General features: G+C 68.3%; 21 protein-coding genes. 10 read left to right on the top strand and 11 right to left on the bottom strand.

The genetic code is table 11. The features are described 5' to 3' along the window. Positions 1–2 precede the first annotated feature (2 nt). The 5 genes from def to LGN10_RS22950 form a co-directional block, all read right to left on the bottom strand. Positions 3–536, bottom strand: a complete 534-nt coding sequence (gene def / locus LGN10_RS22970; protein WP_059573695.1) for a peptide deformylase — start codon at positions 534–536, stop codon at positions 3–5. After that, positions 533–2,608 carry an NAD-dependent DNA ligase LigA gene (ligA, locus tag LGN10_RS22965; protein WP_099316527.1) on the bottom strand — a complete coding sequence of 692 codons (2,076 nt, stop codon included), beginning with the start codon at positions 2,606–2,608 and terminating at the stop codon, positions 533–535. The genes def and ligA overlap by 4 nt, the downstream gene beginning before the upstream one ends. 163 nt (positions 2,609–2,771) lie before the next feature. Continuing rightward, positions 2,772–4,052, bottom strand: a complete 1,281-nt coding sequence (locus LGN10_RS22960; protein WP_226225104.1) for a cell division protein ZipA C-terminal FtsZ-binding domain-containing protein — start codon at positions 4,050–4,052, stop codon at positions 2,772–2,774. Between the two features lie 85 nt (positions 4,053–4,137). Further along, entirely contained in the window at positions 4,138–7,650 is a 3,513-nt protein-coding gene (gene smc, locus LGN10_RS22955; protein WP_226225103.1) for a chromosome segregation protein SMC, read from the bottom strand. A gap of 139 nt (positions 7,651–7,789) precedes the next feature. After that, positions 7,790–8,731, bottom strand: a complete 942-nt coding sequence (locus LGN10_RS22950; RefSeq protein WP_059645379.1) for a DMT family transporter — start codon at positions 8,729–8,731, stop codon at positions 7,790–7,792. A gap of 92 nt (positions 8,732–8,823) precedes the next feature. Between LGN10_RS22950 and LGN10_RS22945 the strand changes: the two genes are divergently transcribed. From LGN10_RS22945 to cls, 7 genes are all read left to right on the top strand, one after another. Further along, positions 8,824–9,876, top strand: coding sequence for an RNA-guided endonuclease InsQ/TnpB family protein (locus LGN10_RS22945; protein WP_059573690.1), 1,053 nt, complete (start codon positions 8,824–8,826; stop codon positions 9,874–9,876). A gap of 176 nt (positions 9,877–10,052) precedes the next feature. Continuing rightward, positions 10,053–11,285, top strand: a complete 1,233-nt coding sequence (dapC, locus tag LGN10_RS22940) for a succinyldiaminopimelate transaminase (RefSeq protein WP_226225101.1) — start codon at positions 10,053–10,055, stop codon at positions 11,283–11,285. Between the two features lie 45 nt (positions 11,286–11,330). After that, the gene (gene dapD / locus LGN10_RS22935) at positions 11,331–12,158 is read left to right on the top strand and encodes a 2,3,4,5-tetrahydropyridine-2,6-dicarboxylate N-succinyltransferase (protein ID WP_059573688.1); all 828 of its coding nucleotides are present in this window, start codon (positions 11,331–11,333) and stop codon (positions 12,156–12,158) included. Further along, entirely contained in the window at positions 12,158–12,526 is a 369-nt protein-coding gene (locus LGN10_RS22930) for an ArsC family reductase (RefSeq protein ID WP_034207673.1), read from the top strand. The genes dapD and LGN10_RS22930 overlap by 1 nt, the downstream gene beginning before the upstream one ends. A 120-nt stretch (positions 12,527–12,646) precedes the next feature. Next, the gene (dapE, locus tag LGN10_RS22925) at positions 12,647–13,786 is read left to right on the top strand and encodes a succinyl-diaminopimelate desuccinylase (RefSeq protein ID WP_059573687.1); all 1,140 of its coding nucleotides are present in this window, start codon (positions 12,647–12,649) and stop codon (positions 13,784–13,786) included. 11 nt (positions 13,787–13,797) lie between these two features. After that, positions 13,798–14,706, top strand: a complete 909-nt coding sequence (gene prmB, locus LGN10_RS22920) for a 50S ribosomal protein L3 N(5)-glutamine methyltransferase (protein ID WP_059645359.1) — start codon at positions 13,798–13,800, stop codon at positions 14,704–14,706. A gap of 143 nt (positions 14,707–14,849) precedes the next feature. Further along, complete coding sequence (cls, locus tag LGN10_RS22915; protein WP_226225100.1) at positions 14,850–16,289, top strand: cardiolipin synthase; 1,440 nt, start codon at positions 14,850–14,852, stop codon at positions 16,287–16,289. Positions 16,290–16,317: 28 nt separating this feature from the next. Here the strand turns inward: cls and LGN10_RS22910 are convergent, their stop codons facing one another. Continuing rightward, complete coding sequence (locus LGN10_RS22910) at positions 16,318–16,797, bottom strand: glutathione peroxidase (RefSeq protein WP_226225099.1); 480 nt, start codon at positions 16,795–16,797, stop codon at positions 16,318–16,320. A 136-nt stretch (positions 16,798–16,933) separates the two neighbouring features. Between LGN10_RS22910 and LGN10_RS22905 the strand changes: the two genes are divergently transcribed. Then, positions 16,934–18,865: an ATP-binding cassette domain-containing protein gene (locus LGN10_RS22905; RefSeq protein WP_060966279.1), complete on the top strand. Its 1,932-nt coding sequence runs from the start codon at positions 16,934–16,936 to the stop codon at positions 18,863–18,865. Between the two features lie 203 nt (positions 18,866–19,068). Here LGN10_RS22905 and LGN10_RS22900 read toward each other — a convergent pair whose 3' ends face one another. The 3 genes from LGN10_RS22900 to alr form a co-directional block, all read right to left on the bottom strand. Beyond that, the gene (locus tag LGN10_RS22900) at positions 19,069–19,335 is read right to left on the bottom strand and encodes a DUF2866 domain-containing protein (protein ID WP_006488228.1); all 267 of its coding nucleotides are present in this window, start codon (positions 19,333–19,335) and stop codon (positions 19,069–19,071) included. Positions 19,336–19,483: 148 nt separating this feature from the next. Continuing rightward, positions 19,484–20,860, bottom strand: a complete 1,377-nt coding sequence (gene radA / locus LGN10_RS22895; RefSeq protein ID WP_060316840.1) for a DNA repair protein RadA — start codon at positions 20,858–20,860, stop codon at positions 19,484–19,486. Between the two features lie 11 nt (positions 20,861–20,871). Further along, positions 20,872–21,942: an alanine racemase gene (gene alr / locus LGN10_RS22890; RefSeq protein ID WP_059645348.1), complete on the bottom strand. Its 1,071-nt coding sequence runs from the start codon at positions 21,940–21,942 to the stop codon at positions 20,872–20,874. Positions 21,943–22,160: 218 nt separating this feature from the next. On the opposite strand from alr, the gene lplT reads away from it, so the two are divergent. Both lplT and thiD read left to right on the top strand, forming a co-directional pair. Then, the gene (gene lplT, locus LGN10_RS22885; protein ID WP_059573680.1) at positions 22,161–23,468 is read left to right on the top strand and encodes a lysophospholipid transporter LplT; all 1,308 of its coding nucleotides are present in this window, start codon (positions 22,161–22,163) and stop codon (positions 23,466–23,468) included. Between the two features lie 58 nt (positions 23,469–23,526). Continuing rightward, complete coding sequence (gene thiD, locus LGN10_RS22880; RefSeq protein WP_089464922.1) at positions 23,527–24,336, top strand: bifunctional hydroxymethylpyrimidine kinase/phosphomethylpyrimidine kinase; 810 nt, start codon at positions 23,527–23,529, stop codon at positions 24,334–24,336. A gap of 18 nt (positions 24,337–24,354) precedes the next feature. Here the strand turns inward: thiD and LGN10_RS22875 are convergent, their stop codons facing one another. After that, positions 24,355–25,320: a DUF1853 family protein gene (locus tag LGN10_RS22875; protein ID WP_226225098.1), complete on the bottom strand. Its 966-nt coding sequence runs from the start codon at positions 25,318–25,320 to the stop codon at positions 24,355–24,357. Beyond that, the coding region (locus LGN10_RS22870) for a uracil-DNA glycosylase (protein ID WP_226225097.1) at positions 25,317–26,199 on the bottom strand (883 nt) is incomplete at its 5' end. The genes LGN10_RS22870 and LGN10_RS22875, both read right to left, overlap by 4 nt.

Raw genomic sequence — 26,199 nt, 5'->3', positions numbered from 1 at the left:
GATCAGTCGTCGTCGGCCGGATCGAGCCCCGGGAACAGCACCTCGGTGAAGCCGAAGCGCGTGAAGTCGGTAATCCGCATCGGATACAGCTTGCCGATGAGGTGATCGTATTCGTGCTGGACCACGCGCGCGTGGAATCCTTCGGCGACGCGATCGATCTTCTGGCCGAACTGGTCGTAACCGCTGTAGCGCACCTTCGCGTAGCGGCTGACGACGCCGCGCATGCCCGGCACCGACAGGCAGCCTTCCCAGCCCTCTTCCATGTCCGGCGGCAGGTACTCGATCTTCGGGTTGATCAGCACGGTCTCGGGCACCGGCGGCGCGTCCGGATAGCGGTTGTTGTTGCCGAAGCCGAAGATGATGATCTGCAGCCCGATGCCGATCTGCGGCGCGGCCAGCCCGGCGCCGTTCGCGTGATGCATCGTCTCGAACATGTCCGCGACGATCTCGTGCAGCTCGGGGGTATCGAACCGCTCGACCGGTTGGGCGATTTCGAGCAGGCGCGGATCGCCCATCTTCAGGATCTCGCGAATCATGGCGTATTGCCCTCCAGGAGTTGGTGCAGACCGTCTTCGTCCAGCACGGGGATGCCGAGTTCCTCGGCCTTCGCGAGCTTGCTGCCGGCTTCGGCGCCCGCGACCACGTAATCCGTCTTCTTCGACACCGAACCGGCCACCTTGGCGCCCGCCGCTTCGAGCATTTCCTTCGCCGCATCGCGCGTGAGAGTCGGCAGCGTGCCCGTCAGCACGACCGTCTTGCCGGCCAGCACGCCCTGCGGCGCCTTCGGCGCGGGCGGCCCTTCCGGCCACGTGACCTTGCCGGGCGCGCGCAACTGCTCGATCACGGTCCGGTTGTGTTCTTCCGCGAAGAACTGGTGGATCGACTCGGCGACGATCGGCCCGACGTCGTTGACTTCGAGCAGTTCCTCGATCGACGCGTCCATGATCGGCGTCAGCGAGCCGAAATGCTTCGCGAGATCCTTCGCGGTCGATTCGCCGACATGGCGGATGCCGAGCCCGTAGATGAAGCGCGCGAGCGTCGTATGCTTCGCCTTCTCGAGCGAATCGAGCAGATTCTGCGCGGATTTCTCGGCAAACCGGTCGAGTTCGGCCAACGTCGCGAAGCCGAGATTGAACAGGTCGGCCGGCGTGCGCACCAGATTCAGCTCGACGAGCTGATCGATGATCTTCTCGCCGAGGCCGTCGATGTCGAGCGCGCGGCGCTGCGCGAAATGCCACAGCGCCTGCTTGCGCTGCGCCGGGCAGAACAGCCCGCCCGTACAGCGCGCGATCGCCTCGTCCGGCAGGCGCTCGATCTTCGAGCCGCACACCGGGCATTCGGTCGGCATCACGAATTCGGCCGCATCCGCCGGGCGCCGGTCGAGCAGCGCGCCGACCACTTCCGGAATCACGTCGCCCGCACGGCGCACGATCACGGTGTCGCCGATCCGGATGTCCTTGCGGCGCACTTCGTCCTCGTTGTGCAGCGTCGCGTTGGTCACGGTCGCGCCGCCGACGAACACCGGCTCGAGACGCGCGACCGGCGTGATCGCGCCGGTGCGGCCGACCTGCACGTCGATCGCGACGAGCTTCGTCAGCGCTTCCTGCGCAGGGAACTTGTGTGCAAGCGCGAAGCGCGGCGCGCGCGACACGAAACCGAGGCGCTCCTGCTCGTCGCGCCGGTTGACCTTGTAGACGACGCCGTCGATGTCGTACGGCAGCGACTCGCGCTTCTCGCCCACCTTGCGGAAGAAGTCGAGCAGGCCTTCGGCGCCGTGCACGACCGCGCGCTCGCGGTTCACCGGCAGGCCGAGCGACTCGTACCAGTCGAGCAGCGCGCTGTGCGTGTCGGGCATCGGCATCCCGTCGAGCACGCCGATCCCGTATGCGAAGAACGACAGCGGCCGCTGCGCGGTGATCTTCGAGTCGAGCTGGCGCAGGCTGCCGGCCGCCGCGTTGCGCGGGTTCGCGAATTCGCGCTGCTCGGCCGCGCGCTGGCGTTCGTTCAGGCGCGCGAAATCGCGCTTGAACATCAGCACCTCGCCGCGCACGTCGAGCACGGCCGGCACGTGCTTGCCTTTCAGCCTCAGCGGAATCGAGCGGATCGTGCGCACGTTCTCGGTCACGTCCTCGCCGGTCGTCCCGTCGCCGCGCGTCGCCGCCTGCACGAACACGCCCTGCTCGTAGCGCAGCGAAATCGCGAGGCCGTCGAACTTCAGTTCGCACGCGTATTCGACGGGGTCCGTCACCGAGCCGGCGAGATCGGTCGTCTTGGCGAGCGCGTCGGCGACGCGCTTGTCGAACGCGACGATGTCCTCGTCGGCGAAGCCGTTGTTCAGCGACAGCATCGGCGCATCGTGGACGACCGGCGTGAAGCCGCCGGCCGCTTCGCCGCCGACGCGCTGCGTCGGCGAATCGGGCGTCACGAGTTCGGGATGGTCGGTTTCGAGCTGCTGCAGCTCACGGAACAGCCGGTCGTATTCGGCGTCGGGCAGATCCGGCTGATCGAGCACGTAATAGGCGTGGTTCGCCCGCTCGAGTTGGTCGCGCAGCCACGCGGCGCGCGCGTCGGGCTGGCTGGCTGGCGGTTCGGCTTGGGTTCGGGCCATGCTGGCGGCAGATTCGTTCGGAAAAATCGGATTTCCGATTATCTCAGTTTGACGCCGCGGCGGGTGCGCAATGCGGGCCCGATGGCATGCTGCGGCGCACACCGAGCGGTGTGCGCCGCGGCGACGAACGACGGCGCCAGGCGCCGCCGTCCGCGCGATCGCATTACTGGCTGAAGAGGCGGCGCGTGACCGGCGAACCGGCCGGAATGCCGGCTTCCTCGAGCTTCGCGTACAGCTTCATCAACTGCTGCTCGATCGCGAGCAGCGTCGACTCCGGCAACGGCCGGCACGAATCGTCGACGACGCGCGCGCCGATCCGCTCGGACAGCGACTTCGCGTAATCGCACATCAGCCGGAACGGCAGGATGTCCTCTTCGGCCACCGGCACGTCGAGCACCAGCGTGATCATGTTGCCGCCCTTGTACGTCAGGTCGTCGCGCAGGAAGTTCGTATCGCCGAACTGCAGCATGAACACCGGGTTCTGCTTCGCGTCGAGCTTCACGAAGCGCGTGCCGTCGCGCGACAGCAGCAGCCCGTCCTGCGACGCGACCGCCTGCACGTAGTTCGCGGACCACGGCGCGCCGTCCGACATCACGTTGATCGACAGTTGCGCATCGCACTGCGCGGCAAACGCGTCGAGCTCGCGCGCCATCGCGACCGTTTCCATCATGTCCGGGAATTCCGGCGCGCCGTCGATCGCGTCGGCGAACTGCTGGACGCCCGTCACGAATTCGGAGAATTCGAGCTCGTTCAGCGCGCCGCCGCGGTTCGCGAGCTGCGCGGCCGCGCGCAGCTCTTCGTAGCGCACGCCGTTCTGCAGCAGCTCCCACTGGCCGCCTTCCGGCTTGCCTTCGATGTGCACGGGCTTGCTGCCCGCGCGGCGCAGCCGCTGCGCGATCGGCAGGATCTTGTCGCCCGGCAGCGGCCCGGTGAGACGGATCGGCACGATGCAGTCGATCCGGCGATCGACGATCGCGGGCGGCGCCGACGAGATCGTCGTCGCGGCCGGCAACACCGGTTCGGTCGGCTCGGCCGCCGCCTCGTGCGTGGCGGCGGGCACGGCTTCCTCGCCCGCGGCCGGCTCGGTCGGTTGGGCCGACGTGTCGACGCCCGTCGCCTCGGCCTGCAGGTCGGCCGGCGTATCGGCCGGCGCGGCGCCGCCCGCGGCCGCACCGAAGGTGGGCTCGACGCGCGTGGCTTCGGCCGTGGCCGCCGTACCCGCGGAGACCGGCGCCGCGGGCTCGCGACGCACCGGCTGACGCACCGGCTCGATGAACGGCAGCTCTTCGTCGCGCTCGGGGCGGTTCATCGCCTCGGCCGCTTCCTCCGGCATCGGGCGCGGCATCCTGCGCCGCACTTTCGCGCCCTGCCATGCGTTGTAGACCACGACGCCGCCCACCACGACGGCGCCCGCGCCGATCAAACCGAGTGTCAACTCGTCCATGCACGCTCCATCAGCAATTCTTTTTCGTCGGGACCGCGAACGGGCGCCCATGCGCCGCGCGAACGCGGTCCGGTTTCGTCAAACGTCAATTCTGGGCAAAACCCGCGGCGGTTTCCATGTCCACCGCGACGATCCGCGACACGCCCTGCTCCTGCATCGTCACGCCGATCAGCTGCTGCGCCATTTCCATCGCGATCTTGTTGTGCGAGATGAACAGGAACTGCGTCTTGTCGGACATCGCGCGCACGAGATTCGCGAAACGCTCGGTGTTCGCGTCGTCCAGCGGCGCGTCGACCTCGTCGAGCAGACAGAATGGCGCCGGGTTCAACTGGAACATCGCGAACACCAGCGCGGTCGCGGTCAGCGCCTTCTCGCCGCCCGACAGCAGGTGAATCGTCGCGTTCTTCTTGCCCGGCGGCTGCGCCATCACCTGCACGCCGGCATCGAGAATCTCGTCGCCCGTCATGATCAGCTTCGCCTGGCCGCCGCCGAACAGGCGCGGGAACAGGTCGCTGAAATGCCGGTTGACCTCGTCGAAGGTGCCCTGCAGCAGCGTGCGGGTTTCCTGGTCGATCTTGTGGATCGCGTCCTCGAGCGTCGTGATCGCGTCGATCAGGTCGGCCGACTGCGCGTCGAGGAACACCTTGCGTTCGCTCGCTGCCTTCAGCTCGTCGAGCGCGGCCATGTTCACCGGCCCGAGCGCGTTGATCGCGTTGTTCAGGCGCGTGACTTCGCCCTGCAGGTACGACGGCTTGAGATCCGGCGTCAGCTTCGCGGCCAGCGCGGCCTCGTCGACCTCGGCGGCCGCGAGCTGCTCGGCGAACTGCTCGACGGACAGGCGCGCGGCCTGCTCCTTCAGTTGCAGCTCGGTGATGCGGTCGCGCAGCGGTTGCAGCGAACGCTCGGCGACGAGCCGTTGCTCGTCCGACGCGCGCAGCTTCGCGGTCAGGTCGTCGAGCTCGATGCGCGCGGCCTGCAGCGCTTCTTCCTTCACCGCGCGAATCTCGAGCGCGTCCTGCAGGCCCGTGTGCGCGGTCTGCTCGTTGATCGTCTCGAGTTCGGCGCGCGCGTCTTCCAGCGACGCGGCGACGCGCTCGCTCTGCTCGTGCGCGACCTGGATCGTGCGCTTGAGTTCGTCGATGCGGGTCGCCGCGTTGCGTGCGGCAAAGCGCGCGTCGTTCGCGCCGCGCTCGAGATCGCGCGCTTCCTGACGCGCCTGCGTCAGCGATTCGTCGAGCGACTCGAACGCGAGCTGGTTGTCCTCGAAGCGCGCCCGCAGTTCCGCGAGCTCGCCGTCGAAGCGCTCGAAATTCGCTTCCGACTCCGCGCGCAATGCACGCTGCTCCTCGATCTGCGCGCCGATTTCCTCGAGTTCCTCGCGGATCTGCGTGCTGCGCTGCGTATAACGCTCGTGCGCCTGCGCGAGCTTCAGCACGTCCATCTGCAGCGCATGCACGCGCTGCGTCGCGCGCTCGGCCTGCGCGCGCACGTCGCCGAGCGCCTGCGTGGCCTGCGTGTGCGCGGCTTCCGCCCGCACGGCCGCCGTGCGCGCCTCGTCGGCGAGCAGCGCCTGCGCGCGCACCTGGCGCGTCAGGTTTTCGATTTCCTGCTGGCGGGCCAGCATCCCGGCCTGCTCCGAATCGGCCGCGTACAGCTGCACGCCGACGCGCGTGACGATGTGGCCGGCCTTGACGACGAACGCGCCGCCTGCCGGCAACTGCGTGCGCGTGGCGAGCGCCTGCGCGACGTCGTCGGCGACGTACACGTTGCCGAGCCAGTCGTTCAGCACCGCGCGGATACCGGCGTCGTCGATGCGCACGAGCGACAGCACCGGCCGCAGCCCGGCCGCCGCGGCGGGCGGCTCGCCGGCCGCGGGCGGCGCATAGAACGCGAGCTTCGCGGGCGGCGCGTCGGCCGCGAATGCCTTCACCCAGTCGAGATTCGACACTTCGAGCGCGGCGAGGCGCTCGCGCAGCACGGCCTCGAGCGCCGCTTCCCAACCGGCCTCGACGTGCAGCTTCTTCCACAGCCGCGGCAGCGCGCCGAGCTCGTGCTTGTCAAGCCACGGCTGCACCTTGCCTTCGGTCTGCACGTTCTCCTGCAGCTGCTTCAGCGCGGCGAGGCGCGCCTCGAGCTGGTGGATCTGCGCGGCTTCGGCCTGCACGCGCTCCTGCGCGGCACGACGTTCGCCGTCGAGGCGCGGCACCGTTTCCTCCGCGTCCGCGAGGCGCGCCTGCGCTTCAGCGAGAATTTCTTCCTGCTCGGCCAGCTGCATGCGCAGCTCTTCGAGCTGCGTCTCGTCCGGCGCGTCGAGCCCGCCCGCTTCGCTCTTCAGGCGCTCGTGGCGCTGCTGAAGCTGCTGGAGCTGCTGGTCGGCGTTGCGCTGGTGCGCGGCTTCGAGCTTCAGCGACTGCTCGGTCTGCGCGATCCGCGCGCGCTCGTCGTTGAGCTGCGCCTGCGCGTCGCGCCACTTCGCTTCGAGCGCCGGCAGCGCATCGTGCTTCGCGGCCGCGTTGTCTTCGGCGAGCGCGGCCTTCTCGTCGGCCATCGCGCGCGCCTCTTCGGCTTCCTCGAGCTCGTCCTGCGACTTCTCGGCCTGCGCGCGCCACTGCTCGCGCTGCGCGTTCAGCGCGGCGATCTGCGCCTGCACGCGATTGCGCGATTCGACGATGAACTTGATCTCGGCTTCGAGGCGGCTCACCTCGGCGTTCGCCTCGTAGAGCGCGCCCTGCGCGCCCTGCATCGCGTCGCTCGCCGAGTAGTGCGCGACGCGCAGCGTCTCGAGCTGCGCCTCGACTTCGCGCAGCTTCGCCGTCTGCGCCTCGAGGTCGATCTGCGCCTGTTCGATCGCACGCTGCTGCTTCTGCTGCTCGCCCGCGGCCTCGTTCTTGCGCAGCAGCCACAAGAGGCGCTGCTTCTCCTCGCCGTCGGCGACGAGCTCCTTGTACTTGGTCGCGACCACCGCCTGCGCCTCGAGCTTCTCGAGGTTCGCGCCGAGTTCGCGCACGATGTCCTCGACGCGCGTCAGGTTCTCGCGCGTGTCGTGCAGGCGGTTCTCGGTTTCGCGGCGGCGTTCCTTGTACTTCGACACGCCGGCGGCTTCCTCGAGGAACACGCGCAGCTCTTCGGGCTTCGCCTCGATGATCCGCGCGATCATGCCCTGCCCGATGATCGCGTACGCGCGCGGCCCGAGGCCCGTGCCGAGGAAGATGTCCTGGATGTCGCGGCGGCGCGCCGGCAGGTTGTTGATGTAGTAGCTCGACGTGCCGTCGCGCGTCAGCACGCGCTTCACGGCGATTTCGCCGTACTGGCCCCACTGCCCGGCCGCACGACCGTCGGAGTTGTCGAAGATCAGTTCGACGCTGGCCCGGCTGCCGGGCTTGCGGGCGGTCGAACCGTTGAAGATCACGTCCTGCATCGATTCGCCGCGCAGCTCGGACGCGCGCGACTCGCCGAGCACCCAGCGCACGGCATCGATGATGTTGGACTTGCCGCATCCGTTCGGGCCGACCACGCCGACGAGCTGGCCCGGAACCTGGAAATGCGTGGGATCGACGAAGGATTTGAAGCCAGCGAGTTTGATCGAGCTCAGACGCACGGCGGTATCGGATGTGAAGAAGGTGTGAGACGGACGGGGCCGCACGGCGCGGAGCCGGAGAGCCCCTGCGCGCCACGCGCCCCGGAATTCAAAAACGGGGCCGCGCGCATCCAGCGTTGGGCCCCGCAAACGGCGTCCATCATACCATCGCGCGTGCGCCGTCCCGACCGGCGCCGGGTTTGTCCGGTGCCGGCGCGGCACGATGGACCCGGCTCGACAGCAGCGTCGCCAGCACGATGCACGCGCCGCCCGCCCACTCGCGCGCGCTCGGCAGCTCGTTCGCGAACACCCACGCGGACAGCGCGGTGATCACGATCTCGAACAGCATGATGATCGATGCACGGTTCGCCGGCACGCGCGCGAGGCCGTACTGGACGAGCAGGTTGTTCGACGCCATCGTCACGCCGATCGCCGCGATGATCAATGCGGCCACGCCAAGCTGGCCGCTTGCCGGCGCGGCCGGCAGCCCCTCGAACAGCGACGCGATCGCGCCGAACACGGCCGCGCCGCCGAACAGCGTCGCGGTGCGCATTTCCGCGCGCATGTCGGGCAGCTCGCGGCTCGCCTTGATCACCAGCACGTTGCTCATCGCGAAGCTCAGGCCGGCCGCGAGGCCCGCCCATTCGGCCGGGTTGGCCGGCAGCGGCAAGCCGAGCGCCGGCGACCACAGCATCAGCATCGCGCCGCCGATCGACAGCGCCGCGAGCCCCGCGCCGGCCCAGGTCAGCCGCTCGCGCAGCAGGAAGTGCGCGTAGATCGCGGTCCAGGCCGGCGTCAGGTAGAACAGCAGCATCACGCGCAGCACCTCGCCGTGGATCGTGCCCCACACGAAACCGAGGTTCGTCACGCCGGCCGTCACCGCGATGCCCGGCAGCACCCAGTGCCAGCGCAGCGTCGCGATCGCGCGGTGCCGCGCGACGATCACGAACAGGAATGCGACGAGGCTCGTCAGCGCGCTCGCCAGCGTGCCCGTCACGCCGAGCGACGCGAGGATCCGCAGCGGATACCAGATCAGGCCCCATACCGACGCGCCGATCAGGATGGCCAGCGTCGGCAGGCTGCCGCGTACCGCATTGTTCATCAGAATTTGCTCCGAGAAACCCCGCCATTGATGGCGGGAAGGAAAGGCGTGCTGTTGACAGGCAGCTTTTCCCACAGGTTAGGATCACCGGCATGATCCTTGTCTACCGCTACCGGGTGAAATCGCTCAACGGACTGCTTAACAAGCAGAGCCGCGCGGTGAACTACGTCTGGAACTTCTGCAATGACACGCAGAAGCACGCGCTCAAGTGGAGCAAGAAGTGGCCGACGGGGTTCGATCTGAACGTGCTGACGACGGGGAGCAGCAAGGAACTCGGCATCCACTCCGGCACGATCAACGCGACGTGCGAGCAATATGCGAAGTCGCGCAGTCAGCACCGACGGCCCTACCTGCGCTATCGCGGCAGGAAATCGCTGGGCTGGGTGCCGCTGAAGGGCCGTGACCTGAAGCGCGAGGGTGACGCGTTCCGTTTCGCCGGCAACACGTTTCGCGTGTTCAACAGCCGACCGCTTCCCGAAGGCAAGATCAAGGACGGGACCAACTTTGCGCAGGATGCGCGCGGCAACTGGTTCCTGAACATCGTGATCGAGATGCCCGATGTGCAGGCCCGCCCGATCCGTTCCGGCGTCGGCATCGATCTCGGTCTGAAAGACTTCGCCACACTTTCGACCGGCGAGAAGCTGCCCAATGAACAGTTCGGTCGACGGGCGGCGGAAAAGCTGGCGAAAGCGCAACGGGCGCGAAAGCACAAGCGTCATATCGCGAAGTTGCACGCCAAGGTCGCGAATGCCCGTGCCGATTTCCAGCATAAGCTCGCGCTCGATCTGGTGCGGCGTTTCGATTACATCGCTGTCGGCGACGTATCTGCCGTCAAACTTGCCAGAACCAGGATGGCGAAGAGCGTCTACGACGCATCCTGGTCGTCCTTCCGAAACAAGCTCCGCTACAAAGCGATCGCGCACGGGGCCACGTTCGAGGAAGTCGACGAAAGCGGTTCGACCCAGTCCTGTTCGTCGTGCGGGTCGCAAGACAGCACGACGCGGCCGAAAGGTATCGCGGGACTGCGAATAAGAGAGTGGACCTGCAGTGACTGTGGTGTCGAACATGATCGTGATATCAACGCTGCGCTGAACATTCTCCGATGCGGACGTGCATCGCCAGGTGTGGGAATCCTCCGCCTTTAGGCGGACGAGGACGTCAATTGGTTCGATACCCTTTATTCGAGCGGCCCCGGCCGCCGCGCCGGCAGGCCGTGACCGCATTCCGTCACGCTATAATCATCCGCTGCGACCCGCGCGCCCGAGGCGCCGCTCGCAGCCGCGCGGCGCGCCCGCCGCTTCTTTCGCTCCAACCGGCCGCGATGGCCGCTTCGCCCGTGAACCCTCGACTCGACTCGCTCCAGCCCTATCCCTTCGAAAAGCTGCGCGCCCTGTTCAAGGACGTGACGCCTTCCGGCGACCTCAAACCGATCAGCTTCGGCATCGGCGAGCCCAAACACGCGACGCCGGCGCTGATTCGCGACGCCGTGGTGGCCGCGCTCGACGGCCTTGCGTCGTATCCGGCCACCGCCGGCTCGGACGCGCTGCGCACGTCGATCGCACGCTGGCTCGAGCGCCGCTACGGGCTGCCGGCCGTCGATCCGGCCACGCAGGTGCTGCCGGTGTCGGGCTCGCGCGAGGCGCTGTTCTCGCTCGCGCAGACCGTGATCGACGCGCGCACGACCGCGGACGGCAAGAAGGCGATCGTACTCTGTCCGAATCCTTTCTATCAAATTTACGAAGGCGCGGCGCTCCTGGCCGGTGCCGAACCCTATTTCGCGAACAGCGACCCGGCCCGCAACTTCGCGTGCGACTACGCGGCCGTGCCCGACGACGTGTGGGCGCGCACGCAGCTGCTGTACGTGTGCTCGCCGGGCAACCCGACAGGCGCCGTGCTGACGCTCGACGACTGGCGCGAGCTGTTCGCGCTGTCCGACCGCCACGGTTTCGTGATCGCGTCCGACGAGTGCTACTCGGAAATCTATTTCGACGAAGCGGCACCCCCGCTCGGCGGCCTCGAGGCCGCGCACCGCCTCGGCCGCGGCTTCGAGCGCCTCGTGATGCTGTCGAGCCTGTCGAAGCGCTCCAACGTGCCGGGCATGCGCTCGGGCTTCGTCGCCGGCGACGCCGCGCTGCTCAGGAAATTCCTGCTGTACCGCACGTATCACGGCGCCGCGCTGTCGCCGGTGTGGCAGCACGCGAGCATCGCCGCATGGAACGACGAGGCGCACGTGCGCGAGAACCGCGCGCTGTACCGGCAGAAGTTCGATACGGTCACGCCGATGCTCGCCGACGTGATCGACGTGAAACTGCCCGACGCCGCGTTCTACCTGTGGGCCAACGTGTCGCGCACCGGCCTGTCGGACACCGAGTTCGCCCGCCGCCTGTACGCCGACTATAATGTGACGGTTCTGCCCGGCTCGTACCTCGCGCGCGATGCGCACGGCGCGAACCCGGGCCGCGATTTCATCCGGATCGCGCTCGTCGCGGGCACCCCCGAATGCGTCGAGGGCGCGCAACGCATCGTCGATTTCTGCCGGGCTCTCGCGCGGTAAGACGTCCATCCCGATCAATTCCATCCATCTCCTGCGAAAACGAACATGTCGCAACAACTTCAGCAAATCATCGATACCGCCTGGGAAAACCGCGCCGAGCTGTCGCCGAAGGCCGCGCCCGCCGACGTCCGCGAGGCCGTCGCTCACGCGATCGAGCAACTCGACAAGGGCGCGCTGCGCGTCGCCGAGAAAATCGACGGCAACTGGACGGTCCACCAGTGGCTGAAGAAGGCCGTGCTGCTGTCGTTCCGCCTGGAGGACAACGCGCCGATGCCGGCCGGCGGCTACTCGCAGTTCTACGACAAGGTGCCGTCGAAGTTCGCGAACTACACGGCCGAGGATTTCGCCGCGGGCGGCTTCCGCGTCGTGCCGCCGGCCATCGCGCGCCGCGGCTCGTTCATCGCGAGGAACGTCGTGCTGATGCCGTCGTACACCAACATCGGCGCGTACGTCGACGAAGGCACGATGGTCGACACGTGGGCGACGGTCGGTTCGTGCGCGCAGATCGGCAAGAACGTGCACCTGTCGGGCGGCGTCGGCATCGGCGGCGTGCTCGAGCCGCTGCAGGCGAACCCGGTCATCATCGAGGACAACTGCTTCATCGGCGCGCGCTCGGAAGTCGTCGAAGGCGTGATCGTCGAGGAAAACTCGGTGATCTCGATGGGCGTGTACCTCGGCCAGAGCACGAAGATCTACGATCGCGAGACGGGCGAGGTCAGCTACGGCCGCATCCCGGCCGGCTCGGTCGTCGTCGCCGGCAACCTGCCGTCGAAGGACGGCTCGCACAGCCTGTACTGCGCGGTGATCGTCAAGAAGGTCGACGCGAAGACGCGTGCGAAGGTCGGCCTGAACGAGCTGCTGCGAGGCGACTGATGGCGAAGCCGCACACCGTGGTCGTCTACGGCATTCCGAACTGCGACACCGTGAAGAAGGCCCGCGTGTGGCTCGACGATCACGGCGTCGAATTCGAGTTCCACGATTTCAAGAAGCTCGGCGTCAGCGCGCCGCTGATCGAAGACTGGCTGAAGGACGTGTCGCTCGACGCGCTCGTGAACAAGCGCGGCACGACGTGGCGCGGCCTGGACGACGCGATGAAGGCGGCCGCCGAAACGAAGACCGGCGCGGTCGCGCTGATGATCCACAAGCCGTCGGTCATCAAGCGCCCCGTGCTCGTCGTCAACGGCCGCGTGAAATCGCTCGGCTTCGCGGCCGACCAATACGCGGCGCTGTTTGCCGCATAGGGCTGCCCGCGCCGCGCCTGCGGGCGGGCCTGTTCACGCTAATAACGGGCTTGCGCTGGCCCGACGCCCTGTCGCTGCCGGCCACCGCGCCGGCATTTTTTATCGAAAGTGGTCCGAACCATGTCCGCCACCCTAGCCCTTACCGAACAGCTGATCGCCCGCGCGTCCGTGACGCCCGACGACCAGCACTGCCAGCAGATCATGACCGAGCGCCTCGCCGCGCTCGGCTTCGAATGCGAGACCATCGCGTCGCACGGCGTGACCAACCTGTGGGCCGTCAAGCGCGGCACCGACGGCCGCGACGGCAAGCTGCTCGCGTTCGCGGGCCACACCGACGTCGTGCCGACCGGCCCGCTCGAACAGTGGACCTCGCCGCCGTTCATCCCGGCCCATCGCGACGGCAAGCTGTATGGCCGCGGCGCGGCCGACATGAAGACGTCGCTCGCGGCGTTCGTCGTCGCGTCCGAGGAATTCGTCGCGGCCCATCCAGGCCACCGCGGCGCGATCGCGTTCCTGATCACGAGCGACGAGGAAGGCCCGGCCACCGACGGCACCGTGAAGGTCGTCGAGCTGCTGCAGGCACGCGGCGAGCGGCTCGACTACTGCATCGTCGGCGAACCGACGTCGACCGCCGAGCTCGGCGACGTCGTCAAGAACGGCCGCCGCGGCTCGATGTCCGGCGAACTGGTCGTCAAGGGCGTGCAAGGCCACATCGCGTATCCGCACCTCGCGAAGAACCCGATCCACTTGCTCGCGCCGGCGCTCGCCGAGCTCGCCGCCGAGCAGTGGGACGCCGGCAACGAATACTTCCCGCCGACCACCTGGCAGGTGTCGAACCTGCACGCCGGCACCGGCGCGACCAACGTGATCCCCGGCCACGCCGACCTGCTGTTCAACTTCCGCTTCTCGACCGCGAGCACGGTCGAGGGCCTGCAGGCCCGCGTGCACGCGATCCTCGACAAGCACGGCCTCGAATACACGCTGAAGTGGTCGGTGAGCGGCCTGCCGTTCCTCACGCCGCGCGGCGAACTGTCGGGCGCGCTGGAAAACGCGATCCGCGCCGAGACCGGCATCACGACCGAGCTGTCGACGACGGGCGGCACGTCGGACGGCCGCTTCATCGCGCGCATCTGCCCGCAGGTGATCGAGTTCGGCCCGCCGAACGGCAGCATCCACAAGATCGACGAGCACATCGAGCTGCGCTTCGTCGACCCGCTGAAGAACGTGTACCGACGCGTGCTCGAACAACTGATCGCCTGACGGAGCCTCGCATGACGACACCTTTTGCCACGGTCCGCGACCTGCTGCGCTACGCGGTCACGCGCTTCTCGAAAGCGAAGCTCGCGTTCGGCCACGGTTCCGACAACGCGTACGACGAAGCGGCCTACCTCGTGCTGCATACGCTCGACCTGCCGCTCGACACGCTCGAGCCGTTCCTCGACGCGCGCCTCTTGCCCGACGAAATCGCGGCCGTGCTCGCGGTGATCGAACGACGCGCGACCGATCGCGTACCGGCCGCGTACCTCACGCACGAAGCGTGGATGCACGGCCACCGCTTCTACGTCGACGAACGCGTGATCGTGCCGCGCTCGTTCATCGGCGAACTGCTCGACGACGGGCTGCAGCCGTATGTCGCCGATCCCGAGCAGGTTGGCGCGGTGCTCGAACTGTGCACCGGCTCCGGCTGCCTCGCGATCCTCGCGGCGAGCGCGTTCCCGAACGCGGAGATCGACGCGGTCGACCTGTCGGACAAGGCGCTCGAAGTCGCGGCAATCAACGTGCGCGACTACGGCCTCGAAGACCGCATCGGGCTGCACCGCGGCGACCTCTACGCCCCGCTGCCCGCGTTCCGCACCGATCCCGGCTCGCGCTACGACGTGATCCTGACGAACCCGCCGTACGTCAATGCCACGTCGATGGCCGCGCTGCCGCCCGAATACCGGCACGAGCCGGAAATGGCGCTCGCCGGCGGCGACGACGGGATGGACATCGTGCGACGCATCGTCGCCGAAGCGCACCGCTGGCTGCACGACGACGGCGTGCTCGTCGTCGAGATCGGCAACGAACGCGAGAACGTCGAAGCGGCGTTCGGCGGCCTCGAGCTCACGTGGCTGCCCACCAGCGCGGGCGACGACGCGGTGTTCCTGATCCAGGCATCGGACCTGCCGCGCAAGGCCTGAGCGTGTGCGGGCCACCCGCCGTGCGGCGCACCGTTGCGCCGCACGGTTGGGTAAGATGCGCGTAGGCGGCCGCCCGGCCGCACGCCCTGCGGAATCCCTTCGGGAGCTCTCCCGGCAGCACCCCGGCAGTTCTTTACGCGCTCATGACCCTCGACTGGCTACATCTCGGCACCCTGATCCTGATCATCCACGTGCTCGGGATCGTCGCGGCGTGCCACGCAATTATGAACACGCGCACGTCGCAAGGCGCGATCGCGTGGGCCGTCTCGCTCACGGCCATGCCGTACCTGACGCTCGTTCCGTACCTGTTCCTCGGCCGCAGCAAATTCTCAGGCTACGTCGACGCCCGGCGCCACGAGCCGGAAATGTTGCGCACGCACACGCCTCGCTCGCCGTGGCGCACCGCCGACGCGACCGACGGGCCGGCCGCGGACGCGCTGGGGCAGGCCGCCGTGCTCGCGCTCACGCGGCTCGGCGGCATGCCGTTCCTCGGCGGCAATTCGGTGCGCACGCTCGTCAACGGCGACGCGACGTTCTCGGCCATCCTGGCGGCGATCGACGCCGCGCGCGACTACGTGCTCGTCCAGTTCTTCATCGTGCGCGACGATGCGCTCGGCCGGATGCTGCGCGACTCGCTGCTCGCGCGTGCGGCGGCCGGCGTGCGCTGCTGCGTGCTGTACGACAGCATCGGCAGCTTCGACCTGCCGCACCGCTACGTCGACGCGTTGCGCCGGGGCGGCGTCGAGGTCCATCCGTTCGCGACCAACCGGAAATTCGTCAACCGCTTCCAGCTGAACTTCCGCAACCACCGCAAGATCGTCGTCGTCGACGGCAATCGCGCGTTCGTCGGCGGCCACAACATCGGCGTCGAATATCTCGGCGCGAATTCGCGGCTGTCGCCATGGCGCGACACCCACATCGAGATCCGCGGGCCCGTGGTGGCGAGTATTCAATACGTGTTCGCCGAAGACTGGCACTGGGCGACGCAGAAGCTGCCGCCCATCGCGCTGCCGCCGCCCGCGCAGCCTGGCGACGGCATGCATTGCCTCGCGGTGCCGATGGGGCCGGCCGACAAGCAGGAAACCGGCTCGCTGTTCTTCGTCGAATCGATCAATGCCGCCCGCGAACGGGTCTGGATCACCACGCCGTACCTCGTTCCCGACGAAGCCGTGGTCTGCGCGCTGAAGCTCGCCGTGATGCGCGGCGTCGACGTGCGCATCCTGATCCCGAGCCGGCGCGATCACTACGTCGTGTTCGAGGCGTCGAAGCTTTACGCACGCGAGCTCGTCGATGCGGGCGTGAAGGTGTTCCGCTACCGGCCCGGCTTCCTGCACCAGAAGGTCGTGCTGATCGACCGCATCGCGGCGGCGGTCGGCAGCGCGAATCTCGACAACCGCTCGTTCCGCCTCAATTTCGAGGTCATGGTCATGACCGTCGATCGCGCGTTCGCCGACGAAGTGGAAGCGATGCTCGATGCCGACTTCGCGCAGGCGTACGAGGTCGATGCCGACGAATACCGGAAATCGCCCGCCTGGCGGCGCATCGCGATGCACGTCGCGCGGCTGTTCGCGCCTATCCTGTAACGGCCGCGGCGCATGCCGCGCGTCGCCGTCACAGCAGCTTGTCGATGTCCGCGGCGATTTCGTCGGGCTTGGTGGACGGCGCATAGCGCTTGACGATGCGCCCTTCGCGGTCGATCAGGAATTTGGTGAAATTCCACTTGATCGCCTTGAGGCCGAGAATGCCGGGCGCCTCGTCGGTCAGGTAGCGATACAGCGGATGCGCATGGTCGCCCTTCACGTCGATCTTCGCGAACATCGGGAACGTGACGCCGTAGTTGCGTTCGCAGAACGCGCCGATCTGCGCGGCGTCGCCCGGCTCCTGCCTGCCGAACTGGTTGCACGGGAAGCCGAGCACGAAGAAGCCGCGCGCCGCGTACTGGTCGTACAGCTTCTGCAGCCCAGCGTACTGCGGCGTGAAACCGCACTCGCTCGCGGTATTGACGATCAGCAGCACCTTGCCGCGATACGCGTCGAGCGATACCGGCGCACCGGCGAGCGTCTCCGCACCGAACGAATACAGGGTGGACATCGGGCACTCCTTTTACGAAACCGGATCGACGTGGAGTCTAGGCTAAATTGCGCCGTGGCGGCATCCGCCGATCGGCCGATGCCCGGCGCACGCGGCGCGCAGTCTAGAATAGCGGTTTTGGCCAGCCATTTCCGCCGTGATCCGTTTCAATCAGTTCAGCCTTGCGCGCGGCACCAAGCCGCTGTTCGAGTCGGCCTCGTTCGTGCTCAATCCCGGCGAGAAAGCCGGCCTGATCGGCGCGAACGGCGCCGGCAAGTCGACGCTGTTTTCCGTCCTGCGCGGCGAGCTGCATTCCGACGGAGGCGATTTCTCGATGCCGCCGTCGTGGCGGATCGCCCACGTGTCGCAGGAAACGCCCGCGGTCGACCGCTCGGCGCTCGACTACACGCTCGACGGCGACACCGCGCTGCGCGAGATCGAGGCGCGCATCGCCGCCGCTTCGGCCGCGCATGACGGCGCGGCCGAAGCCGACGCGCACGCGGCGTTCGCCGATGCCGACGGCTACACCGCGCCGGCCCGCGCCGAAGCGCTGCTGCTCGGCCTCGGCTTCACGCTCGCGCAAACGCGCGAATCCGTCGCGAGCTTCTCCGGCGGCTGGCGCATGCGCCTGAACCTCGCGCAGGCGCTGATGTGCCGCTCCGACCTGCTGCTGCTCGACGAACCGACGAACCACCTCGACCTCGACGCGATCGTCTGGCTCGAAGACTGGCTGCACCGCTACGCCGGCACGCTCGTCGTGATCTCGCACGATCGCGAGTTCCTCGATTCGATCTGCAACGTCACGCTGCATCTGGAAAATCGCCAGGTGAAGCGCTACGGCGGCAACTACTCGCAGTTCGAGGTACTGCGCGCGCAGCAACTGGCGCTGCAGCAAAGCGCCTACGAAAAGCAGCAGAAGACGATCGAGCACCTGCAGAGCTTCGTCGACCGCTTCAAGGCCAAGGCGACCAAGGCCAAGCAGGCGCAAAGCCGGATGAAGGCGCTCGAGAAGATGGAGCTGATCGCGCCCGCGCACATCGCGTCGCCGTTCACGTTCGAATTCCGCACGCCCGACGCCGCGCCCAACCCGATGATGGTGATGGAGGACGTCCGCTGCGGCTACCACGCCGACGACGGAACGGACATCCCGATCGTCGAGCGCGTCGCGCTGTCGATCCAGAACGGCCAGCGCATCGGCCTGCTCGGTGCGAACGGCCAAGGCAAGTCGACGCTGATCAAGACGCTGGCCGGCACGCTCGCGCCGCTGTCCGGGCACGTGCGCGACGGCAAGGGGCTGACGATCGGCTATTTCGCGCAGCACCAGCTCGAAACGCTGCGCGAGGACGATTCGCCGCTCGCGCACCTGGCGCGGCTCGCACCCGACACGCGCGAACAGGAATTGCGCGACTTCCTCGGCGGCTTCAATTTCTCGGGCGACATGGCGACCAGCCCGGTCGGGCCGTTCTCCGGCGGCGAGAAAGCCCGCCTCGCGCTGGCGCTGATCATCTGGCAAAAGCCGAACCTGCTGCTGCTCGACGAACCGACGAACCACCTCGACCTCGAAACGCGCCACGCGCTGACGATGGCGCTCGCGCAATTCGAAGGCACGCTGATCCTCGTGTCCCACGATCGCCACCTGCTGCGCGCGACGACCGACCAGTTCATGCTGGTTGCGAAGCACCGGCTGCAGCCGTTCGACGGCGACCTCGACGACTACCGCGACTGGCTGCTGCAGCATGCGGCCGAGCAACGCGCGGCCGCGAAGGCCGACAGCGCGGCAGCCGCGGGCGCCGATCCGGGCGTCAACCGCAAGGATCAGAAACGCCAGGCCGCCGAGGAACGCCAGCGGCTGTCGCAACTGAAAAAGCCGCTGCAGAACCGCATCACGAAGCTCGAAAAGGAAATGGAGACGCTGCACGCGGAGAAAGCGCGCCTCGACGCGTTCGTCGCCGATCCGGCGAGCTACGAGGCCGCGCGCAAGACGGAGCTGACCGACGCGATCCGCAAGCTCGGCGAAGTCACGACTCGGCTCGAGACGGTCGAGGCCGACTGGCTCGCCGTGCAGGAAGAACTCGAGCAGATCGGCTGAACGCGGCGCGGGCGTCGTCAGCCGATCGCTTCATCGGCGGCGGGTGCGCCGCGGCGGTCGGGGTGTCGACGCCCCACGAACCCGCCTGGCCGCGGCCCCGCCCCCTGAAACGACGAGGCCGGGCGCGCCGGCCCGGCCTCTTTGTCACGGCTGCGTCCGACGCGGCTGCATCGGCCGGCCCTTATGCCCGCCGCACCATCCGCTCAGCGGCGCGGCAGCGTGTCGCGCGGCATCTGCTCGTCGTCGCCCATCAGGTGCCGGCGCCCTTTGATCGGCCGGCGGATCGCCGCGGCGACTTCCGCTTCCGTCACGTCCTCGGACACGACCTTGCGCGCCAGCCGCCCTTCTTCGTCGATCCATTCGACGATCCGGCATCCGCCACCCCACGGCTGGCGGATCGGCTCCGACACGCGGCAGCCGCGCAGGTTGTAAAGGCGTCCGCCAGGCGCTTCCCCATACGATTTCAACATAGGTTCCCTTCGCATTGCGCGGTTCGACAATCCGGCCAAGGATAGGGAAAAGCGATGTCCGGCGGGTTACATCAGCCTACATATTCTTTACAGCGAATTACGCGACAGATCGCCCGGCTCGATACGGCCCGTGCACGGGCCGGGCCGCTCATTCAAGATCGCGCACGCGGTCGATCGCCTGCTCGAGCCGCTCGACGGCCATCACGTTCAGCCCTTCGATCGGCTGCTTCGGCGCATTCGCCTTCGGAATCAGCGCGGATGTGAAGCCGAGCTTCGCCGCTTCGCGCAGCCGCTCCTGCCCGCGCGGGGACGGCCGGATCTCGCCCGCCAGACCCACCTCGCCGAACACGATCAGCCCTTTCGGCAGCGCCTTGTTGCGCATCGACGAGTGAATCGCGAGCAGCACCGCGAGGTCGGCGGCCGGCTCGGTGATCTTCACGCCGCCCACCGCGTTGAGGAACACGTCCTGATCGAAGGCCGCGATGCCCGCGTGCCGGTGCAGCACCGCGAGCAGCATCGCGAGCCGGTTCTGCTCGAGGCCGACCGCGAGCCGGCGCGGGTTCGGCACGTGCGCCGTATCGACGAGCGCCTGGATTTCGACGAGCAACGGGCGCGTGCCTTCCTGCGTGACGAGCACGCACGAGCCGGGCACGACCTGCTCGTGCTGCGACAGGAACAGCGCGGACGGGTTGGCTACGCCGCGCAGCCCGCGCTCGGTCATCGCGAACACGCCGAGCTCGTTGACCGCGCCGAAACGGTTCTTGAACGCGCGCACGAGCCGGAACGACGAATGCGTGTCGCCCTCGAAGTACAGTACCGTGTCGACGATGTGCTCGAGCACGCGCGGGCCGGCAAGGTTGCCCTCCTTCGTCACGTGCCCGACCATGATGATCGCGGTGCCCGACTGTTTCGCGATGCGCGTGAGCTGCGCCGCGCATTCGCGCACCTGCGCGACCGAACCGGGCGCCGACGTGAGCGCCTCGGAATAGACGGTCTGGATCGAGTCGATCACGGCCACGTCCGGCCGCTCCGCATCGATCGCGGCCTGGATCTTCTCGAGCTGGATCTCGGCGAGCAGCTTCAGTTCGGCCGCCGGCGCGCCGCCGTCGAGCAGCGCGAGCCGTTGCGCGCGCAACGCGATCTGCGCGGCCGATTCCTCGCCGCTGATATAGAGCGCGCGCCGCTCGCTCGCGATATCCGCGAGCGACTGCAGCAGCAACGTCGACTTGCCGATGCCCGGATCGCCGCCGATCAGCACGACGCCGCCCGGCACCAGCCCGCCGCCCAGCACGCGATCGAATTCGCCGATGCCGGTCGAGAAGCGCGGTACGTCGGCGGCCTCGATGTCGACGAGGCGCTGCACCGGCGCGCGCTTCGCGAGCGACTGGAAACGATGGGCGGCCGGCGACTCGGCAACCGATTCGACGAGGGTGTTCCACGCCTGGCACGACGGGCACTGGCCCTGCCATTTCGGGGTCTGTCCGCCGCACTCGCTGCAGACGTATACGGTTTTCTGTTTGGCCACGCGCGACGCCCTTATTCCGCTCGCACCGGCACGCGGGCAGCGACCGCGCACATCAGCTCGTAGCCGATCGTCCCGCAATGGCGCGCGACGTCGTCGATCGGCAGCGCATTGCCCCACAGCTCGACGCGCGCGCCGACGCCGGCCTGCGGGCACGGCGTCAGGTCGACGGTGATCATGTCCATCGACACGCGGCCGACGATCCGCGTGCGGATGCCGTCGACGATCACCGGCGTGCCTTCGGGCGCGACGCGCGGATAGCCGTCCGCGTAGCCGCACGCGACGACGCCGATGCGCATCGGCGCCTGCGCGGAGAACGTCGAGCCATAGCCGATCGCCTGCCCCTTTCCGATCGTCTGCACCGCGATCAGCTCCGACGCGAGCGTCATCGCCGGCTTCAGCCCCGTGTCCGCGATGTCGGATGACAGCCCGGACGGCGACGCCCCATACAGCACGATCCCCGGCCGCACCCAGTCGAAGTGCGTATCCGGATGCCACAGCACGGCCGCCGAATTCGCGAGACTGCGCGCGCCGGCAATGTTTTCCGCGCCGCGCTCGAACGTCGCGAGCTGCTCGGCGACGCCGCGCTCGTTGTCCGCGTCCGAAAAATGGGTCATCAACGTGATCTGGCCGATGCCGGGGCACGCGCGGGCACGCTCCCAAGCGGCGCGGTATTTCTCCGGCACGTAACCGAGCCGGTTCATCCCGCTGTTCATCTTGAGCTGCACGTTGACGGGCTTCGACAGCCGCGCCGTTTCCAGCATCCGCATCTGCTCGTCGTTGTGGACCGTCGTGGTCAGGCTGTAGCGGTCGATCACGTCGATGTCGGTCGAGCGGAAGAAGCCTTCGAGCAACAGGATCGGGCCGGCCCAGCCGAGCTCGCGCAGCTTCACGGCCTCGTCGAGGTCGAGCAGGCCGAAACCGTCGGTGCCGCGCAGGCCCGGAAACACGCGGGCGAGACCGTGGCCGTACGCGTTGGCCTTGACGACCGCCCAGACCTTGGACGGGCCGGCAAAGCGGCGGACGACGGAGAGATTGTTCGCGAGAGCGGCGGTGTGGATGGTGGCGGAGATCGGGCGCGGCATGGGAAATTTACGTAAAGACGCTTGCGAATCATCAGCTTACCGCGCCTTTTGAGCACCGAAGCCGACAATTTGCGGAACGATCGGGGAATCTTGCTAGTCCGAATTCGCGTATTTTCATGTTATAAAGCCGTGCGCACAACCCATTTCGAACGGAATAAGCCGATCGCATACCAGGCGGCCTACGCGGCCCTGCCGCAGCGACGAAAGCATCGCATCAGATGAAAAAAGGTTTTTACACCATCATGGCCGCGCAGTTTTTTTCGTCGCTGGCCGACAATGCGCTCCTCATCGCCGCCATCGCCCTGCTGAAAGATCTCCACGCCCCCAACTGGATGACACCGCTGCTGAAGCTGTTCTTCGTGTTGTCGTATGTGGTGTTGGCGGCGTATGTCGGTGCGTTCGCGGATTCGCGTCCGAAGGGCCGCGTGATGTTCATCACGAACTCGATCAAGGTGATCGGCTGCCTGATCATGCTGTTCGGCGCCCACCCGCTGATCGCGTACGGCATCGTCGGCTTCGGCGCGGCAGCCTACTCGCCGGCCAAGTACGGCATTCTCACCGAGCTGCTGCCGGCCGACCGGCTGGTCGCCGCGAACGGCTGGATCGAAGGCACGACCGTCAGTTCGATCATCCTCGGCACCGTGCTCGGCGGCGCGCTGATCAGCCCGCACATCGCGTCGCACGTGATCGCGCACACGCCCGCCTGGATCGGCACGCCCGCCGAAGCGGCGATGGCGATCATCATGGCGATCTACGTGGTCGCCGCTCTGTTCAACCTGCGCATTCCCGACACGGGCGCCCGCTATCCGAAACAGGAGCGCGGCCCGGTCAAGCTGCTCACCGATTTCGCCGACTGCTTCATGGTGCTCTGGCGCGACAAGCTCGGCCAGATCTCGCTCGCGGTCACGACGCTGTTCTGGGGCGCGGGCGCGACGCTGCAGTTCATCGTGCTGAAGTGGGCCGAGGTGTCGCTCAACATGTCGCTGTCCGAAGGCGCGATCCTGCAGGCCGTGGTCGCGGTCGGCGTCGCGGCCGGCGCGATCGCCGCCGCCGCCCGGATCCCGCTGAAGAAGTCGCTGACCGTGCTGCCCGTCGGCATCATCATGGGCATCGCGGTGATGCTGATGGCGTTCTACACGCGCGACCTGTTCCCGTCGCACTGGGCCGTGCATGTCGGCCACCTGCGCCTGCCGTTCTACCTGATCGTCGCCTACATCTTCCTGATCGGCGTCGGCGCGCTGTCCGGGTACTTCGTCGTGCCGATGAACGCGCTGCTGCAGCATCGCGGCCACGTGTTGCTGTCGGCCGGCCATTCGATCGCGGTGCAGAACTTCAACGAGAACCTGTCGGTGCTCGTGATGCTGTGCCTGTATGCGGTGCTCGTGTGGCTCGACGTGCCGGTCGGCGTCGTGATCGTGCTGTTCGGCACGTTCGTCTGCCTGACGATGTGGCTCGTGATGCGCCGCCATCAGGCGAACCAGCGTCAGTTCGACTCGGTGGCGCTGATCGGCGAATCGCGGCACTGACGCTACACTTTCGGTTTTCGTCCGCCGGCGCCGGGCCTCGAACCGGCGCATTGCCCTCATGACGCACCCGATACCCAACATCCTGACGATCGCCGGCTCCGATTCGGGCGGCGGCGCGGGCATCCAGGCCGACCTGAAGACGTTTTCCGCGCTCGGCGCGTATGGCGCGAGCGTGATCACCGCGCTGACCGCGCAGAACACGCGCGGCGTGACGGGCGTGCATGCGCCGGACGCCGCCTTCGTGACCGCGCAGCTCGACGCGGTGTTCGGCGACATCCGCATCGATGCGGTCAAGATCGGGATGCTCGCGAACGCGGCGATCGTGCAGGCGGTGGCCGACGCGCTGCGCCGTTACGCGCCGCGCTTCGTCGTGCTCGACACGGTGATGATCTCGAAGAGCGCGCACGCGCTGCTCGCGCCCGATGCCGTCGACGCGCTGCGCGACACGCTGCTGCCGCTCGCGACGGTCGTCACGCCGAACCTGCCCGAGGCGGCCGCGCTGCTCAACGACGCACCCGCCACCACCGAAGACGACATGGTCCGGCAAGGCCGGGCCTTGCTGCAGACGGGCGCACGCGCCGTGCTGATGAAGGGCGGCCACCTGCCCGACGCGTCCGCGAGCCCCGACTGGCTCGTCGAAACGACGCGCACCGTGCGGCTCGACGGCACGCGCGTGCCGGTCAGCAACACGCACGGCACCGGCTGCACGCTGTCGTCGGCGATCGCGGCGCTGCTGCCGCAGCAGCCCGACCTCGAAAGCGCGGTACGCGAGGCCAAGACCTACCTGACCGGCGCAATCGTCGCGAGCGCCGACCTCGACGTCGGCCACGGCGTCGGCCCGGTCCACCATTTTCATCGCTGGTGGTGAGCGGCGGCTCGCGCGGCGTCAGCGATCCTGTGCGGCGAACGCCTGCGCGCGCGCCGGCCAGTCGTCCGGCACGACGAAACCGCGCGCCGTCTCGCGCCACGTGCCGCCGGCCCCCTTTTCATGGATCGCGATCAGGTCGGGCGCTCCGCGCGCCGCCAGCACGGCCGGCAACTCCGGTGCGCTCGCCAGCGGCTCGGGCTCGAAACCGGCGCCGGCGACGGCACGCCGCGGCGCCAGCCACGCCAGTCGCGGCAACACGCTCCATGCCGCGCCGTCACGCTGCGCGGCCGCCCACGCCGGCCACTGCGCGTGCGTGAGCCAGAAGCCACGCGGGTGATCCGGCGCGATTTCGGTGGATACTGGCAACACCGGCGCGCCGTGCGGATGGAACAGCCAGCCCTTGATGAACATCTGCGCGTCGGACGGCGCGCCGTAGCCGAGCCGGGCAAAAGCGTCGTGCTGGCCGAGCCGCAACTGGTGGTCGAGCAGCCGGCTGCGCTTGCGGTCGAAGCGGTCGACGAGATTGGGGCCGACGAAGTCGGCGAGCGCCGCGCCGCCGCGCACCGGCGCGCACAGATAGCACTTCACCGCGAGTTCCCAGTGCAGGCGCCGGCCGTCCGGCGCATCGACCAGAAAATCGACTTCACCGAGCGTGCGGCCATTGCTGCGCAGCGGCAGATTGGCCGCGACGAGCCGTAGCGCCGGCCCGTGCGTCAGAAAGTATTCGAGCAGGCATTCGGCGTAGCGGCCGAGCCGCGTGGGCCGGAACCCGTCGAGCGCGCGATGCAGCGGCCCGGGGTGCGCATCGAGCGCGGCAAGCCAGGCTTCGACGGCCGCTTGGCCCGCCGCATCCGGCCACGGGCGCGCGAGCGGCGCGCCCGGTGCCGCGGTGAGCAGGCTCGGGCTGGCCAGCAGCCAGCACAGATCGCGCACCGCGACGTCATGCAGCGTATCGACGAACGCGTACGCCGCGCCGGTCGTCATGGCCCGGTCGGACCGTTCGCGTCGGCGCCTTGCGCACGCCGGAACGTGTCGCGCGCGAGGCACAGGTCGGCCCACGCCTTCGCCTTGTCCTGCAGGCTGCGCAACAGGTAGGCCGGGTGGTACGTGACGATCACCGGCACGCCCTCGTACGCATGCACGCGGCCGCGCAGCGACGCGATGCTCGCGTCCGTCTTCAGCAGCGTCTGCGCCGCGAAACGGCCGAGCGCGACGATCAGCTTCGGCTTCACGAGCGCGACCTGGCGCTGCAGATACGGCTCGCAGCGCGCGACCTCGTCCGGCTCCGGATTGCGGTTGCCGGGCGGCCGGCACTTGATCACGTTCGCGATGTAGACGTTGTCGCCGCGCTTGAGCGACAGCGACTGCAGCATGTTGTCGAGCAGCTTGCCGGCCTGGCCGACGAACGGCTCGCCCTGCTTGTCCTCGTTCTCTCCCGGCGCTTCGCCGATCAGCATCCAGTCCGCTTCGCGGTCGCCGACGCCGAATACGGTGTTGGTCCGCTTCTCGCAGAGGCGGCACAGCGTGCAGCCGGCCACGCGCTCGGCCAGCGCATCCCAGTCGAGCGCGGCGACCGGCATGCCGGCGGGGCGCGATTCGACGGCCGGCACGGGCACGGATTCGCCCGGCGGCGCCGCGTCGAACCACGCGAAATCGTCGTCACCTGCTGGCGGCGCGTCACCCTTTGGCGGCATCGTATCGGGCGATGCCGCCGATGCGGTCGATGCGGCCTGCGCGGGCGGGCGATCGCGATCGACGACGCCGTGCGCCGCCGGCGACTCGCGAGCCGGCACACCGCCGGCCGCGCCATGCGCGACAGCCGCGGGCGCATCGTCCCGCACCGGCGCCCGCGCGGCGCGCACC

This window comes from Burkholderia sp. AU32262, assembly GCF_020419985.1.
Lineage (GTDB): Bacteria > Pseudomonadota > Gammaproteobacteria > Burkholderiales > Burkholderiaceae > Burkholderia > Burkholderia semiarida.
This window is presented reverse-complemented; position numbering and strand designations above follow the sequence as displayed.